At 35.6% G+C, this 18041-nt stretch carries 9 protein-coding genes and 1 CRISPR repeat array; of the genes, 3 read left to right on the top strand and 6 right to left on the bottom strand.

Annotation, left to right across the window (positions count from 1 at the left end):
• The first annotated feature begins 223 nt into the window (after nt 1–223).
• A CRISPR array of direct repeats spans nt 224–3887; the repeat unit is 47 nt; unit sequence GTTGTGATTTGCTTACAAAATGTATCTTTGATGTGTTGACTTACAAC.
• 185 nt (nt 3888–4072) lie between these two features.
• The 4 genes from cas2 to ACT3CE_RS15820 all read right to left on the bottom strand — a co-directional run bounded on the left by cas2 (nt 4073) and on the right by ACT3CE_RS15820 (nt 11263).
• Nucleotides 4073–4411, bottom strand: coding sequence for a CRISPR-associated endonuclease Cas2 (gene cas2 / locus ACT3CE_RS15805; RefSeq protein WP_444710740.1), 339 nt, complete (start codon nt 4409–4411; stop codon nt 4073–4075).
• A complete protein-coding gene (gene cas1 / locus ACT3CE_RS15810) occupies nt 4380–5306 on the bottom strand; it encodes a type II CRISPR-associated endonuclease Cas1 (RefSeq protein WP_444710741.1) in 927 nt (308 codons plus the stop codon). The genes cas2 and cas1 overlap by 32 nt, the downstream gene beginning before the upstream one ends.
• 38 nt (nt 5307–5344) lie before the next feature.
• Complete coding sequence (gene cas9 / locus ACT3CE_RS15815) at nt 5345–9514, bottom strand: type II CRISPR RNA-guided endonuclease Cas9 (protein WP_444710742.1); 4170 nt, start codon at nt 9512–9514, stop codon at nt 5345–5347.
• Nucleotides 9515–10510: 996 nt separating this feature from the next.
• Nucleotides 10511–11263, bottom strand: coding sequence for a hypothetical protein (locus tag ACT3CE_RS15820; protein ID WP_444710743.1), 753 nt, complete (start codon nt 11261–11263; stop codon nt 10511–10513).
• A gap of 502 nt (nt 11264–11765) precedes the next feature.
• Here ACT3CE_RS15820 and ACT3CE_RS15825 point away from each other — a divergent pair.
• The 3 genes from ACT3CE_RS15825 (at nt 11766) to ACT3CE_RS15835 (ending at nt 13425) form a co-directional block, all read left to right on the top strand.
• The gene (locus ACT3CE_RS15825) at nt 11766–12287 is read left to right on the top strand and encodes a hypothetical protein (RefSeq protein WP_444710744.1); all 522 of its coding nucleotides are present in this window, start codon (nt 11766–11768) and stop codon (nt 12285–12287) included.
• A 13-nt stretch (nt 12288–12300) separates the two neighbouring features.
• On the top strand, nt 12301–12672 hold the full coding sequence (locus tag ACT3CE_RS15830) for a hypothetical protein (RefSeq protein ID WP_444710745.1): 372 nt from the start codon (nt 12301–12303) through the stop codon (nt 12670–12672).
• Between the two features lie 204 nt (nt 12673–12876).
• Nucleotides 12877–13425, top strand: coding sequence for a hypothetical protein (locus tag ACT3CE_RS15835; RefSeq protein WP_444710746.1), 549 nt, complete (start codon nt 12877–12879; stop codon nt 13423–13425).
• A 173-nt stretch (nt 13426–13598) separates the two neighbouring features.
• On the opposite strand, the gene ACT3CE_RS15840 is transcribed toward ACT3CE_RS15835, so the two are convergent.
• Both ACT3CE_RS15840 and ACT3CE_RS15845 read right to left on the bottom strand, forming a co-directional pair.
• Complete coding sequence (locus tag ACT3CE_RS15840) at nt 13599–15824, bottom strand: NADP-dependent isocitrate dehydrogenase (RefSeq protein WP_444710747.1); 2226 nt, start codon at nt 15822–15824, stop codon at nt 13599–13601.
• A gap of 245 nt (nt 15825–16069) precedes the next feature.
• Nucleotides 16070–17836, bottom strand: a complete 1767-nt coding sequence (locus ACT3CE_RS15845; protein WP_444710748.1) for a DNA polymerase III subunit gamma/tau — start codon at nt 17834–17836, stop codon at nt 16070–16072.
• Between the last annotated feature and the right edge of the window lie 205 nt (nt 17837–18041).

Raw genomic sequence — 18041 nt, forward strand, 5'->3', positions numbered from 1 at the left:
TTTCGTGATTATTCTAGATCAGGTAATCTCCAAATCCTCACAATCAAGCTGCAAAAAATATCCCGAACCATAATTACTCCACGATTAGCTCGATCTCATGATTTTCCCAAAATCAAACATTCCCATAATCTTTTAAATCATGGTTCCGACATTTTTAACAAGTGTGAATTTATAAACAATAATGCTTAAACAAAATAATTTTAGAACATAGCTAAGGAACATAGTTGTGATTTGCTTACAAAATGTATCTTTGATGTGTTAACTTACAACGTTCAGAAAGTATTGGAGTACTTCGGGCCTGTTGTGATTTGCTTACAAAATGTATCTTTGATGTGTTAACTTACAACTTGAAACGACGGCAGCGGTTGTGGCACCTCGTTGTGATTTGCTTACAAAATGTATCTTTGATGTGTTGACTTACAACGATATGTTTGCAGGTGATTTCGATATTGGGGTTGTGATTTGCTTACAAAATGTATCTTTGATGTGTTGACTTACAACCATGCGGATAAGCTTTTGAACGAAATCAATGTTGTGATTTGCTTACAAAATGTATCTTTGATGTGTTGACTTACAACAAATCTTCCTTCTTCACTTTTACTTCGCCAGTTGTGATTTGCTTACAAAATGTATCTTTGATGTGTTGACTTACAACTTTGCAGGGATTAGAAGAAGAAATTAAGAAGTTGTGATTTGCTTACAAAATGTATCTTTGATGTGTTGACTTACAACCCAACCAACATACTAGCCGATCTGAAAACTGTTGTGATTTGCTTACAAAATGTATCTTTGATGTGTTGACTTACAACGTGTTGCATTTACATTCATTAAGGTTGTGTGTTGTGATTTGCTTACAAAATGTATCTTTGATGTGTTGACTTACAACAGAAAACTTTTTCGAAGTGTTAGGGCATGGGTTGTGATTTGCTTACAAAATGTATCTTTGATGTGTTGACTTACAACAGGGGAAATAAAAACGATTGAAAAGGCTATGTTGTGATTTGCTTACAAAATGTATCTTTGATGTGTTGACTTACAACAAAGAGAGTTCTAGAATTATTCAAGAATTGTTGTGATTTGCTTACAAAATGTATCTTTGATGTGTTGACTTACAACCGGAATTAAGGAGAATTGAGGATATTGAGGGTTGTGATTTGCTTACAAAATGTATCTTTGATGTGTTGACTTACAACGCCGTGTACATTGTCATACGTGGCTCCGTAGTTGTGATTTGCTTACAAAATGTATCTTTGATGTGTTGACTTACAACTTCCCTGTGTTTTCAAATACAGCCTTGACTGTTGTGATTTGCTTACAAAATGTATCTTTGATGTGTTGACTTACAACCCCACTCAGGATTATTGATTCTATTCTTAAGTTGTGATTTGCTTACAAAATGTATCTTTGATGTGTTGACTTACAACTGAAAAACATATAAATACAACTTTATCACAGTTGTGATTTGCTTACAAAATGTATCTTTGATGTGTTGACTTACAACGGTACATCAGAAAGCAATCCTGTTGCTGATGTTGTGATTTGCTTACAAAATGTATCTTTGATGTGTTGACTTACAACATCCCGAATAGACGGCATTCACAAATTCACGTTGTGATTTGCTTACAAAATGTATCTTTGATGTGTTGACTTACAACCGAAACAATTAACGAAGGTGTTGCAAGTAAGTTGTGATTTGCTTACAAAATGTATCTTTGATGTGTTGACTTACAACTATCAAATTATTCAATCTTTACAATTGGTTGTTGTGATTTGCTTACAAAATGTATCTTTGATGTGTTGACTTACAACAGCGTATGAAGAAATAATTGCAAAGAGTTGGTTGTGATTTGCTTACAAAATGTATCTTTGATGTGTTGACTTACAACTGATTGTGTTGTAAATAATTCCCATCCATTGTTGTGATTTGCTTACAAAATGTATCTTTGATGTGTTGACTTACAACATAAGGTGTGCAGCATCGAAAAACAATCGCGTTGTGATTTGCTTACAAAATGTATCTTTGATGTGTTGACTTACAACGATTTACGATGATTCGTTAGGTGATTCTTGTTGTGATTTGCTTACAAAATGTATCTTTGATGTGTTGACTTACAACAATACTTGATGCTTCTATTTGATTTGCCAAGTTGTGATTTGCTTACAAAATGTATCTTTGATGTGTTGACTTACAACCAACGGAATTAAAAGTGCATGAGTTATCAAGTTGTGATTTGCTTACAAAATGTATCTTTGATGTGTTGACTTACAACTTTGCTCTCATGTTAAAAAACCGGATGTTTGTTGTGATTTGCTTACAAAATGTATCTTTGATGTGTTGACTTACAACTTGGTTATTGTTGATGAGGTTCACAAGCAAGTTGTGATTTGCTTACAAAATGTATCTTTGATGTGTTGACTTACAACTGCATTACAGGGGCTAACATTGGTGCCATTGTTGTGATTTGCTTACAAAATGTATCTTTGATGTGTTGACTTACAACTCGCCTGTGGAGAAGTAGAATCAGTACTAGGTTGTGATTTGCTTACAAAATGTATCTTTGATGTGTTGACTTACAACAATAAAAGTAATTAGAAATAATAAAGAACTGTTGTGATTTGCTTACAAAATGTATCTTTGATGTGTTGACTTACAACTAGAAAAGGAATATTTTGCACACCATCACGGTTGTGATTTGCTTACAAAATGTATCTTTGATGTGTTGACTTACAACCTGGTATCCCGAATCAGTCGTTAACTATTGGTTGTGATTTGCTTACAAAATGTATCTTTGATGTGTTGACTTACAACAACATTTGGAATTTGGGCTTGTCCGGCATTGTTGTGATTTGCTTACAAAATGTATCTTTGATGTGTTGACTTACAACTTCGTTGAAAAAATAGATTTTGATTTGGAGGTTGTGATTTGCTTACAAAATGTATCTTTGATGTGTTGACTTACAACTTTTTCGTTTGTTAGTAAATAGATGTAGAAGTTGTGATTTGCTTACAAAATGTATCTTTGATGTGTTGACTTACAACTTTTGTGCGTTCGGTAACCTCTCCAAATAGGTTGTGATTTGCTTACAAAATGTATCTTTGATGTGTTGACTTACAACAAAATGGTTTTGGATATCCTTGTAGGTATCGTTGTGATTTGCTTACAAAATGTATCTTTGATGTGTTGACTTACAACATCTTCGAAATAAGGAAGTTTAAATACTAAGTTGTGATTTGCTTACAAAATGTATCTTTGATGTGTTGACTTACAACAGAATTAAAATAGGTCGATTGGCAGTTAAGGTTGTGATTTGCTTACAAAATGTATCTTTGATGTGTTGACTTACAACTCGTAGGTTTTAAATGTTTCTGTAAAGATAGTTGTGATTTGCTTACAAAATGTATCTTTGATGTGTTGACTTACAACAGTCATTTCAACCTGGGAACACAAAGAAGTGTTGTGATTTGCTTACAAAATGTATCTTTGATGTGTTGACTTACAACCGTAGGCGGGTTGTCCGTTTGGCTTGTTTGGTTGTGATTTGCTTACAAAATGTATCTTTGATGTGTTGACTTACAACAAAGGCGGTATTTCCGAAAGAACAAAGCCAGTTGTGATTTGCTTACAAAATGTATCTTTGATGTGTTGACTTACAACTTTAAAATCTCGTGTTGGTATCTACACACAGTTGTGATTTGCTTACAAAATGTATCTTTGATGTGTTGACTTACAACCAGAAGCTTACGCCGATCACGGAATACGAAGTTGTGATTTGCTTACAAAATGTATCTTTGATGTGTTGACTTACAACTCATAAACCAGGCACCGACGATGGCGATGTGTTGTGATTTGCTTACAAAATGTATCTTTGATGTGTTGACTTACAACCTATCAAAGAAAAGAAGCTTACAGTCAGCTAGTTGTAAAACGCATTAGAAATGAAAAAACCGAGGCCTTTGGGCTTCGGTTTTTCTTTTTGCGCTCGTTTTTTTGATTCTGTTTATATTACAAATTGAACAGATTGCTTCGTCGTTCCTCCTCGCAATGACAGTAAAAAATTAAGCAAAGCCGTACTAAAAAAGTTGCAATTGCTGCACCACTTCAGGCTTGTCTGCCTCTTCCCTACTGTAAAACAATTCCATCATGGCAAATTGTTTGTCGGTAATTTTCAGGATACCCACATGCCCATGCTCTGGCAACATATACTTTACTCGTTTGCTATGTACTTCGGCATTTTCGCGGCTGGGACAGGTTCGCATGTAAATCGAAAATTGAAACATGGTAAAACCATCCTGCAACAGTTCTTTTCGAAATCTGCTGGCTGCTTTCCTATCCTTTTTGGTTTCGGTAGGCAAATCGAAAAATACAAGCACCCACATACTACGATATTGACTTAAGGCTTCGTGACTCATAAAAATCGGGATATATAATTTTACGTCTATCTCCGGAAAAACATTCGTAAAGAGAACTGGTAGTGCGGCTTATGGCAACTAGTAATGGGCTTTTTTTACCACCAATTTCAACATCGGCAGTTAATACATTTAGCAATTTTGCTTTTTGTAAGGAATTTAGTTTGTCGGTACAAAACTCACCTTTATAATACATAGGCAAAACAACATCGTCGCAAAAGGGACGGTATGGCTCCATAATATCATCGGCCAAACAGTAGGCATTGTATTTGTTCCGATGAAAAATTCCAAAAGTAGGCAACAGTCCGCTGCTTACCAAAGCTCTGGCAACTGCTGCCCGTAATATGGCATAAGCATAATTCAATTGCGAATTGGGCGCATAACCAAAACGTTCGCGAACAAAATTGTCTTCCCCTAACAGTATCTGCCAATAGACTCGTGCCGCCCTTGCTTCCACATTATCGCTATCGCCCGATTTTATTTGCGGCAAAAGTGCAAACAAGCGTTTGGCATCTTTCCCCAAACGTTCCAGTAATTTGGCCTGATTTTCGACCTTTGCAGCCACAGTTTGCGCCCACAATTGCTTTTTTAAAGGCTCCGAAGCTGCAATTTGTACCCGAAAACGCTCCGTTTGCAAGGAGTTCCCCGCCAAAGGCAAAAACAAACCCACCGGATGGTGTTTATCGTTACAGGAAAGTACTGCCACATTACTGGCAATTAACTCAGAAAGTAAAGCCTGGCTCAAAGTAACCTGCGGATGATCCAATACCATCACCCCAATGTCTTCGATAGGAATACTGGCCAACTCTTTTCGAGGATCGGGCTGAATTACTTTTAACTGGCTATCCTGCCTACGCAAATAGGCAGGATTACCAAAATACAAAGTGCGTTTGATCATGATGATTTATTTTGATTTCACATACTCATTTCCAATTTTTATTTTTGATAAACTTCTTCTCCCACATATATTACTCTTCCTAAATGATCTAACCTAATTTTTACTACCCCTTCAAGATATGGAAGACTTTTAATCATCTTATATGAACAATCTTTTAATTCTTTTTTATCTAAAATCTGACTTTCGAGATGATGTCTAAACACATAATCTCTAACAGCACTTTTTCCATAAACTACTTTCGAAAACTTCTGAACCCTAAACAAATGCTTCGAAATCACCACTGCCTGCTTCTCATCCATTAAATCAATTTTATTTGGATCGAAACCATCAGCAGGAAACACAAACATTTCATTTTGTTTCATGGTAAACAGAAACTGCCAGCCTTCTTTCTTTTTATAATCGTAATCAATAACAGAAACCCCTGCATTTACCCTTGCTACAGCTTCATAGAATGAAACTACGACATCTTGCAAGTTTCCTTCTGAATCCCTGTAAATAGCCACATGATGATTATTTCCCGTACTTACAAAATCAACAGGTTTGGTTTTTCCCTCTGTATCTAATATCACATTACCTTTGTGATCTTTTTGATCATGTAATGCTTCTGCATTTTTCACGCCTGATATACTAACTCGTTTAATTTCTATACCTGCTTCCTTATTCATCCAAATTGGATTCTTTTCAAGATTGGAAAATGCTTCTTTAGCATTTCCTCCATATTGTTCCAATCTAGTTTTCAGAATTCTTTTAATTCCTTCATCAATTACCTTATCTAGCTTTAAATCTGGTCCAATTTCCTTTCTAATTGTATAATTCTCTTCTACTACATGAACTTTTACCTTTTCAGGTACTTGTTCCTGTTTTGAAATATCTGTGAAAACAGGATTTTTGGATATTGTGTTCTTGCCAGAAAAAGCCTTTTTAGGATCATTACCGAATTCAGCCAAGCGTCTTAAAATAGCATCTTTGTATTTAGGCTTACATACTTTTAATGCCATTTCAAAAGTCATTTTAGAACCCAGTTTCTCTTCCTTTGCTCCTTGTTCAATAATTCTGCTATATACTGTTTCTTTATGCAATTGCCCGCGCGGAGTCAACTGAACTTTTTTAATGGATTCTCCTCCTTTTTTATAATAATTCACATTCTGAGTTACCACCTTATTTTTGGCTTTAAACGAGATCAGCACTTGCTCTAAGTGGTTTTTGGCTTCTTGTCTAAAATTGCGCATTGGTGATTTAAATACACGTTTACTGTTACCAGAGCTTGTTTCACGTAACTCAGTAATTTTTTTTCGTATTCCATATAAATCACTTTGGGTATTACGCGATGCATGCAGATTATTCAGATACTGAACATGCGAATGAGAAGTAAAAGCAACAGTTAAGGCATCCATAGCATGATGACGATGATCATTACGCTTGGTCCAATCTTTAATTACCAATACTTTTTGATCATCCTTTCTCTCTTGTTCTTCTGTTAATCCTAAAGCTTTGTATTTAGGTAAATTCAATTCCTTCATTACATTTACCAAACCCCAATCCTCACGCAAACGATCAGTAATACTTCCGGAAGTAGAATTTACAGTTCGAATTACCTCCATTAGCATTTGCTTGGCTTTTTTGGCAATGTATTGACTGTTTCTAAGATCACGTTCTATAAAATCTTGAGGTAAATCTGCTTCTTTCATCAATAACTTCTCATACTTGCCCTTACTAATCCCTTTTACCTGTTTAGTATTGTGTGTTTTTAACCAAGCTGCATATAAGCTTTCTACCCTTTGCTTGTAATCTGGTAAATCAGAATGATATTTTTCGGTAATAAAATCAAGGGCAGTAGAATCATCTTTATCCAAATTCACTTCCCGATAGGCAAGGGTTTTATTGGTAAAGGAATCGTCAAATAATTTTGCTTTAGGGATGATGTGCTCAATATCAATGTCTTTTGAAAACAATTGAGTTGGTGCAATATAACGATTGGTAAAAACCGTCTTATAACCTATTTCGCTTAGTTCCTGATACAAACGATACTTAATTATATCATTTCTCGTTGGATTTGGTAAATTATATGGCGCTTTGCGAAGAATTTTAACAATTTCTTCATTTCTGCGTTTGGCATCATTAATCCCTTGGGTCATACGTTTGCGTTCGTCTGCATTTTTTTTCAGTTCGCGAGCCAATTCAACCCTTACTTCATCGGGCTTTCCATACACCTCAATCACTTGGTTTACCAAATTTACCATTTGGTTCAAAATCTTTTCAACCACAGGATTTCGCAAGCTATTTTTTGGCAGTAACTTCAACTGGTTCTTCAGTTCTCTACTTGCTAACTCTTCTGCATTTAATGAATGTGAATGATTATATCCTGCTTTTTCGCAAGCTTCAGAATACAAAAGCCCTTCTTTCAAATAAGGATATATTTTTTTGATTGCTCTTGCACTCAAATTTCCATAATCCTGTTGCAAATTCAAATTAGCTAGCATAGAAGCATACTCAGGTTTAAAACCAAAATCCTTATGTAATTTCTTTTTTAAAGCAACTGCAGAATTTCCATATATAAATTGATCTTCCTCAGATATTTTATCGTCATCTTCAACAGAATAAATCAAATGCCATAACAGGTAAGCTGCTTGCTTATCGAAAGCATTTCCTTTTACCTGTGCATCAAAATGCAATAAGTCTGCCGATAGACCTATTTCCGGAAATATTGCCTCCAATTCACTATTAATTTCTCCAGCAGTTTTCTTTGCCCAATCAAAGCCATACCCCTCAAAATCAGCAATCATCTGAAATGTATTATATAATTGCTGATTGGTTGTATTGCCCGATAAGCCATCCTTATAATTCAGTTTCCACTCCTTTTTAGATAAACCCAAAAGTTTTAAAACCTGATCTGATGTAAAGTCACCTCTAACATTCAATTCTTCAAACAGCAACTCCCTTTCTTTATCGTCTAACTTTCTTTTTTCTCTGTTTTTCTGATTTTGTATTTCAATACTATTTACCAGGCAAAGAATTTTAAATTCCTGAAACAATGGAGACGATTTTGGTATCGCTTTGTGCTGCTTTTCAAATTCACAATTACTTATTAAATGCTTTTGTGATTTGAGTTTCCTTTGGTAAAAAATAATAACATCTCTTACCTCTTCTTTTAAATCTGCTGTCAATTCAGAATGATATTGTGCCTGAGTTTCCCAGATCTGTTCAAACTCATCCAAATAATCCTGGCGATAGAACACTTTATTTTTTAAGCTGGTATGAAAATTCTCCTGTAATTTTCGATACAAATTTTGCCCAACAGTTTCTTTGTTAAAACGCAACTCTTTGCTTCTATCACTAATTGCACCTAAATAACCACTTGATTGATTTAAATTATTATTGATTTCTACTAATACATAAGCAACAATTTCTATTGGCAATTTTTGATTTACAGCATCAGCTCTCCATTGATAATGTTGTAATCTTTTTTCTTCTCTTTTTCCTTTATTTTCAGCAGTATAAATTTCGTGAATAGCTAAAAATAGTTTTCTACTATTTTGCAAACCTTGTCCTTCCAGTTTCTTATAGAACTCATCGTTTAAAATTTCAGGATAAAATTGCTTCTGAAAATCCCACACTTTATCAAACTCTAATCTCAAATCGGAGCGATAGAAGTCTGGAATATACTTTCTTCCTTCTTTTAATATATTCAACACATACTGTCCAGGAGTAAGTTCATTATCATACAGTTCTTTTGCAACAGACATTCCATCTATCACACTCCCTTCCTCTTCATTTTTTGCCTTTCGGCTACTTCTGTAACCTCTCTTTTTATTAATTGCAAACAATACTCTGGCAAAATCTTCTAGTTCTATTCTTTCACTTGCAGATTTTGATCGTAAATGCCAGGTTTCATGTGTTGTGAAATTTCCATCTTCAGTTAAAATAGTATCTTCAGTTATAACACCTGATTTTAATAGAAGCTCTTTGAGATTTTTTCTTCTTTGTTTGTAGCGTTGCAAATTTCTTCTGGCACCACGTTTTAACGTTCTGTCTGCATTTACCGATAAAGGGTTTCCCTTTTCAAAATCAGTTTGTTCGTCTGTACTTAGAGGATTAACACGAACACCTAACTTAATAATTTCAGATTTTTCATGTTCACTCTCTGCTTCATTTACCAAAGCCCAACCAATGGATGTTGTTCCCAAATCAAGTCCTAGTATTTTTTTCATGGTAGTATGTTGTATATTTAATTTATTGTTTCTATTTTTGATCTACATTTTGTAAGCAAATCACAATAAGGATTATTCCGTTGTGAAAACATTTAAGCCGCCTCGACTTTCCATTCGGGGCTTTTTTTATGCTTATATGTTTCATGAACTCGTTCAAAAAATTATATTGTAAATAAACATGTAAAACGGCTTTTGTTGCTTTTTTTATGCCTGTTATTTTCCGAAGTACATTTCCAGCTATAAGTGTCCATAGCAACTATACAGGCTGTTTCGTACAGACAATCAAGGTAATTATGAGAAGTTGTAATCATTTTTTTAATTGTTATTATTGGCACTTGCTGTTAACAGTATCTAAATATATAAATTTTTTTTTATGATCCCTTCCCACCCCAAAAAATCCCTTTGTAATACCCTAAAATAGCTTATCTCCTGAAAATGAAAACAGGAATAAGATTTTAATATCTTTGTAAAATCGTTACTGGATAAAAATAAAATACTACAATCCAAAAAACAGTAATAATCTGTCAAGTTATTTTAGGAAAAGTCAATTTCCGTGACACGAGGTATCCTTTCCGTGACACGAGGTACCCCTTCCGTGACAAGACCTTACCTCTTCCGTGACATAAAAAAGCTTTTCCGTGACAAGCTTTTGCTCTTCCGTGACACGCGGTGCCTCCTTCCGTGACACGATTTTCTTGTTCCGTGACACGATTTTTGCTTTCCGTGACAGCAAAAAGTTATTCCGTGACAGAGACTTTCTTATTCCGTGACATACGGAAGAGCAGGTTTGTGTCACGGAAGCCCTATTTTCACCAACGGAAACACAATGGCAGGTAACGCAAATAGTAACCTGTATAACTGAACATCTATTTTTAGATACGGAAAGCCTGCCTGGTGCAGCAAGCTAACAAACAAAAAAAAGGGAAGCACTTCTGCTCCCCTTACAAGTAACTACACAAAATAGTAATCATTATTACATCATTAATTTAGAGACTCCTAGTTTAGTTCATAATCCTCCTCGGCTTTTGATCTTCGATATTCTGCCTGACGATTTCTATTGTACTTACTGGCATAAGCTCTACGTTTCTCTTCATTTTTTCTGAAAACAAACTTTCCGTAAGACCGAACTTCGTCGACCACAGCTTTTGTAAGCGTGTAAGCTTTGTCGCGAATTAACTTGATATCATCTTCGAAATACATTCTACCATTAATTTCACCTAGCAATGTTCCCATTCGGTCGGCTATTTCGGCAGCGGTATCCAATTGGGTTAAATCAAAATTAATAGCCGTTAGCAAGTCGGGGTTTTCTTTTCCTAAAACCGATAAGCTGGCCATATCCTGTACGGTATCGGCATTAGAGTCTCCCTCTTTAATTTCTGCCAATTTCGCCAGCAAGCTATCTTCAGCTCTAAAGGCAAACTCCATATTGTCAATTAAATCATCGTGAAGGGCATACATAGCCGGGGCCTCTTTTTTCCAGTTCTCGAGGGCCATCGCTTTGGCTGTTTTTTTGGCTTCCCAATTCGATTGAGCGGTGCGCAAAGCTCCTGTACAAACCAGAAGCCGATCTAATTTTGCAGCATCAAAATTAAAGTCTTGCAGCAAAGGCAAGTCGAGTGTTGCACGAGTGTGTAAGCCCTCCGCTTCGCTAATAAATACGTTGTATGGGATATCACAATACAACACATTTTCATCGGAAACGGCTGTGATCTCTTCTAAAAGATCTGTTAAATTCTGTTGATCAGACATTGTTTTTAAATTTTAAATGAATATTATCTTCCCACAAAATCTTTCTCTTAACTATTTTTTTGATACAAGTGCCCCGGCCGAAAGCAAATGTCACTAAAACACCAACCAATTTATAACATAAATTTTTTAATTAAAAATATTTTTTAAAAATTTTCTCTTTCCTTTTTAAGTTTTATGTATGCAATAGTTAGCAGCAAACAACAAATACAAGCCTTTGCGGCTATTTAACCAGTCTGCAAAAACTAATGTAAATTAAAAATCAACAAACAATTTTTTAAATACAATTCAATGTATTTTTATTGCTGATTAAATGACGATTAGTAAACACCAAGGTATTTTTTACCCATTTTTTAAAATGCATAAAAATCACAAATAAGCACCCTTACAGTACAAAAAACCAGTAAAACAAAGTGTTTATCATTGCATCGAAAAATAAATTTTCATATTCTTATGATTATATTTAAATTGCTTTTAATTTTAGTAGTAACACAAAAAACAGCTTATGTATAAATTCGGAAAACAATCGAAGGCACGACTGTTGGAGGTGCATATTTTGCTTCAAAAGCTTGCCCATGCTACCCTCGAACAATCGAAATATGATTTTGGTATACCCAGTACGGGAGGTTTACGCACTGCCGAAATGCAAAACGAATTGTATAAAAAAGGCTTCTCTAAACTCGACGGTTACCAAAAGAAAAGCTACCACCAAACCGGTTTGGCTTTAGATTTGGTACCCTATATCAACGGAAAATACACCTGGCAAAACAAGGAAGCATTTCTTCATATTGCCCATACAGCTTTCCATGTCTGGAGTGAGATTACTAGCAGCAAAGACATCTACCTGCATTGGGGTGGTTTTTGGAGGGCCAAAGATTTAAATCAAAATCATTTTCTGGACATCAGCGACAAACTGGGTTGGGACTTGCCGCATTTCGAACTAAGAAACAAAGCTCAGGCCAACACCATGAAAATTGCTGATTTGATTACTGATTACAAGTTTTCTGACAAATTAAAAACTACCTAATCGCTTTTTATTCATGGAAAAATTTAAAGATGCACTACAAATTGTAATTGCACTATTGGTAGGAATCCTGCTAATTCAATCGTTAAGAGGAAATCCTAAACTGGATGCGGCCATTGAGAATATTGGTCTAATTAAGGCTGACCTAAGCCACTTACAAACAGACTTAGAGAATACCCGAAGCTCGATGATCGATTTAAAGAACAGGCTGATCAAAAGCGATGAAATTTTCGCTGCTCTTAGCAAGGATCGCAATAAATTATGGCTGGCAGAGAAAAACAGAAGAATAGAACTAGAAAAAGGACTAAAAAATCTGGAAGAAAAACTTGAAAAAAACAGGAAAGAAAGAATCCGTTTACTAGAGAAGGCAAACTCGTTTAAATATTAGCCGTTGCACCTGCGAACCTAGCAGGCACATCAGAAAATCAGAAAGCTTTTCCCTTGTTTTATTTGAAATTTGGAGCTTGGAATTTAGATTTTGTAGCACCCTTTGCAATTGACAATTGATCATTTACAACAGTAGACTAACGAGCTTTATACAAAACTATTGGTCGAACATCTTAAAACTTTCACCTTGTTAAAATCCTTACTTATGAAATACACAGTTCTATTTTGCCTGGTCGTTCTCAGTTTTACAGCCAAAGCACAACTACAAAGTAAAATCACCTTACTTCCCAACAGGTACAGCTCAAGTTACGAAAAACCACTTCTATTTACTGCGGGCGATACCTTACTTGTTCAGACAGATACGATTTATGTAATCAACAAAATACGTTACCAATTCTATCAAAATCTGCATAAAAACATTTTTAATGATTCGTTTATGGATTGCGAATCTACCATTGAAACACTCAAAAAACAACTGGAAGCAAGCAATTTAGCCTACGACCAATTGTATGCCAATTGCGACCAAACAGGCAAGGCTGCCCGCGAAAGCATTGCCACATCAATACAATCACTAAGCAGTATTGAAAGCAAGCTAACACATACAGAAAGCAAGCTTACTCAATCGATCTCTAAACTCGATACTACCCATGAACTGATGAAGCAAATTAAAAAGGACAAGAAAAAAGACAAGCTTCTATTTGGTATTGGCGGTATTACCATAGGAATTTTGTGTGGGATACTTGTTGGTGGCTGAGCAAAGTTAGAAGGTCTACAATCAGACATTATCACACCTTAGGGCACTAAGAATGAACACTACATCAGAATAGAACTCATTTTGTTTTACAAGTTATCAGATGTTTCTGTAAAAAAAAGAGAGGGCATCCAAAAAATGGATGCCCTCTTTCAGTATATTTAATCGAAAGCTACCTAAATAGCGTCGATAATTGCATTTAATGTAGCCGATGGACGCATCGCTTTAGAGGCTAATTCGTCGTTTGGAAGATAGTATCCACCAATATTCATTGGAGATCCTTGTGCCGCATTTAATTCAGCAACAATTTTCTCTTCGTTGGCTTTCATGTCGGCTGCAACCTTAGCAAATGTTGCTTTCAGTTCAGCATCTTTATCCTGCGCAGCCATGGCTTCTGCCCAATACATTGCCAAATAAAAATGAGAACCACGATTATCCAGCTCGTTAACTTTACGTGATGGAGATTTTCCTTCCTCTAAAAATTTACTGATTCCAGCATCTAAGGTATCGGCAAATAGCTGAGCTCTTGGATTGTTAAAGTTGTTAGCAATGTGCTCTAAAGAAACACCCAATGCAAGGTATTCACCCAATGAATCCCAACGCAAGTGACCTTCGGCCATAAATTGCTGAACGTGCTTAGGAGCAGATCCTCCGGCACCTGTTTCAAACAATCCACCACCATTCATTAAAGGAACAATAGATAACATTTTCGATGAAGTTCCTAATTCTATAATAGGGAATAAATCTGTTAAGTAATCACGCAATACATTCCCCGTTACCGAAATGGTATCTTCACCTTTACGGATTCTTTCCAAAGAGAAGGCAATAGCTTCGTCGGGAGTAAGAATGCGAATATCCAAGCCTTTTGTATCATGATCGGCAAGGTATTTTTTTACTTTAACAATAAGCTGAGCATCGTGGGCACGCTTTTCGTCTAACCAGAAAATTGCAGGAGTATGGGTTGCTTTAGCTCTGTTTACAGCTAATTTTACCCAATCCTGAATTGGCGCATCTTTTGCCTGACACATTCTGAAAATGTCTCCTGTTTCAACAGCCTGTTCCATAATAAGAGTACCATTGCAATCTACCACTCTAATTACCCCTTCGCCAGGAGCATAGAATGTTTTGTCGTGCGATCCGTATTCTTCGGCTTTTTTAGCCATTAAACCTACGTTCGATACCGATCCCATTGTGGCCACATCGTAGGCACCATTTTTCTTACAATCGTCGAAACAAACCTGATACATCGTTGCATAACATCTGTCTGGAATTAATGCTTTGGTATCCTGAAGTTGTCCGGCAGGATTCCACATTTTACCACCATCGCGAACAACAACTGGCATGGAAGCATCAATAATTACATTATTAGGCAAGTGTAGGTTGGTAATTCCTTTATCTGAATCAACCATAGCGATATCAGGACGTGATTTGTACACTTCCATGATATCAGCTTCGATTTCAGCTTTTTTATCGGCAGGTAATTTTTCAATTTTAGCGTAAAGATCTCCAAGTCCATTGTTAAAATTAACGCCTAACTCTTTAATCGTATCAGCATGCTTAGCAATGGCTTCTTCGTAAAACACCTCAACCGCATGTTTGAACATTTCAGGATCCGAAATTTTCATCATGGTTGCTTTCAGGTGAAGAGACCACAATAAGCCTTCTTTCTTAGCAGCTTCAATTTCCTTTTTATAGAAAGCGCGCAAAGCTTTTACATTCATTACCGATGTATCGATAATTTCACCAGCTAAAAGTTCAGTTTCCTCTTTTAAAACCGTTATATTTCCTGCTTTATCAGCAAACTCAATGCGCACTTTGCCAGCATTTTCCATGCATACCGATTTTTCGGAACCATAGAAATCGCCTTCGTTCATATAAGCCACATGAGATTTAGAATCTGCCGACCATTTCCCCATTCTATGAGGATTTTTCTGAGCAAATCTTTTAACAGAAGCAGCAGCTCTACGATCTGAGTTCCCTTCACGTAAAACCGGATTTACAGCACTACCCAAAACTTTAGCAAAACGTTTTTGCAATTCTTTTTCCTCAGCAGTATTTGCTTCTTCGGGGTAATTTGGAATATCATAACCATTTGCTTGCAATTCGCTAATAGCAGCTTTTAACTGCGGAATAGAAGCACTAATATTAGGTAATTTAATAATATTAGCTTCAGGAGTTAGTGTTAGTTTTCCCAACTCTGCCAAATTATCAGGAATTTTCTGATCTTCAGTCAAGTTATCAGGAAAATTAGCAATAATTCTTCCCGTCAACGAAATGTCTTTGGTCTCGATATCAATGCCCGATGTTTTTGTAAAAGCTTTAATAATTGGCAACAATGAATAGGTTGCTAAGGCTGGAGCTTCATCAATCTTGGTATAGATTATTTTTGATGTCTGTGCCATGGTGGTTGTTGTTTTTGTGTGTTAATTAAATTAAAAAAGTTTACTTTATTTGTTTACGTTAGAATTTAAGCACAATTCAAACTCTTGATAAACATAGATATTTTTTTTAGTTCCCAATTTAAAAGTGTCGTTTTTTTTAACGATTTTTTTCTTTATTTACAACTCCCTCTTACTAAGATATCTATGCGATAACAGAAGCCTTATTTGCTTTGTTTTTTTTATCCTCTAAGTCAATTTTACTTCATTTATTCGAAATCGAGTGAAAATTTCTGCTTAAGTAGTCCTAAAACCGGATTTTGTTTGCACAAATAGTTAAATCTATCGGTATCGGTGAACACTCTTTTTGTAGTTTTCGCTTTTGATAATTTTGTTTCAACTTCTATTTCTGACTTGTTAAAAACTCTTCTCAAAAAATTCTGAAGTTCAATTTTTACACCATTTATATCATCACCTTGTAAGGGATTACTGACTTGCAAAATTACTTTGTGATCTACAACTTGTGGTTTATTTACAGTAAGAGCTAAACGAACTCGATCGCTTTTCCCTTTTACCTGAATAAAATCCTTTAATTTTTTAAATACATGAGCCTGATCAAATTCAACAGTCTCAGCTATTACTTCGGCCTCTGTTCCCTTTTTATTCTGGTATTTTGATTGGGTATCTACCTTTGGCTTTTGGAATCCTTTTTGCAAGGCTTGCTTAATGGAAACCGTGCCCATATGACCATTACTCCTGCCAGAGGATACTACTTGCTTAGCTTGTGTAGTAACAGGCTTTGCTGCAGTATTCGAACTTTTAACTGCCTGCTTACTGCTATTCTGAGCTACTCTGCTTTGAGCGGGAGCAGCTTCTCTTCCCTCTACAATTATCTTAAGTAGTTTCTTCGAAGTTTTTTTTAGACTAGCTCCTTTTTTTTTTGATTCAATTATCTGGGACAATTGAATTAAACTAAGCTCTATTAACAAGCGCGGGTTTTGGCTACTTTTATAACCAATATCACATTGATTTAATATTTTGAGGGCTTCGTATAAAAAATCGACCGAACATCGTTTTGCCTGATCTACATATTTTTGTTTTACACTATCGCTAACTTCCATTAGCTGTATGGTTGCCTGATCTTTTCCAACTAACACATCTCTGATGTGTGCACTTAAGCCTCCAACAAAATGATGTCCATCGAATCCTTTTTCGAAAATCTCGTTTAGCATTACCAAAACATCAGTAACTTTTCCTTCTAAGGAGGCATCTACTATTTTAAAATAGTAGTCGTAATCCAATACATTTAAATTCTGAATAACATTGGCAAAAGAAATATCTTTTCCCGAGAAGCTAACAATCTGATCGAAGATAGACAACGCATCTCTCATTGCTCCGTCGGCCTTTTGTGCAATCACATTTAAAGCCTCTTCATCGATAGTTACAGACTCTTTCTGAGCAATATTCTGCAAATGTTTTACTGCATCATCAACTTTTATTCTGTTGAAATCGAAAATTTGACAACGCGATAAAATCGTCGGTAAAATTTTATGTTTTTCGGTAGTTGCCAATACAAATATTGCATGAGCTGGCGGCTCTTCCAGTGTTTTTAGGAATGCATTAAATGCCGATGCCGATAACATGTGCACCTCATCGATAATATAGATACTATAAGAACCAATTTGAGGTGGTATTCTTACCTGATCGATTAGAGTACGAATATCGTCGACCGAGTTATTCGAAGCCGCATCGAGTTCATGAATGTTATAAGAACGATTTTCGTTAAATGCCTTACAGGATTCACACTCATTACAAGCCTCAAAATCGGCAGATATATTCGAGCAGTTTATTGTTTTTGCAAAAATACGTGCACAGGAAGTTTTTCCAACACCACGAGGACCACAGAATAAGTAGGCGTGAGCTAAATGATTGTTCTTAATGGCATTTTTAAGCGTAGTGGTTATAGACTCCTGTCCTACTACTGTTGAAAAAGCAGAAGGACGGTATTTACGAGCTGAAACAATAAAATTCTCCATATACTATTTAAAATCGTCGGACGATTAATTTTCTTTTTTTGAAGTTCAAATATACAGAATCAATACAAATAAAACATCACGAAAGCAGGAACATTTTTCAAGCAATTTTAGATCGCTTTTGTTAGTGCCGATGCTCCAATATTTTAGCTTTTAAAATAGCGATCTGGATTTTACGTTTATCACAATTTACACCTGCAAACAAAAG

It is taken from the genome of Marinifilum sp. RC60d5 (assembly GCF_052400665.1).
Taxonomy (GTDB): domain Bacteria; phylum Bacteroidota; class Bacteroidia; order Bacteroidales; family Marinifilaceae; genus JBQTGK01.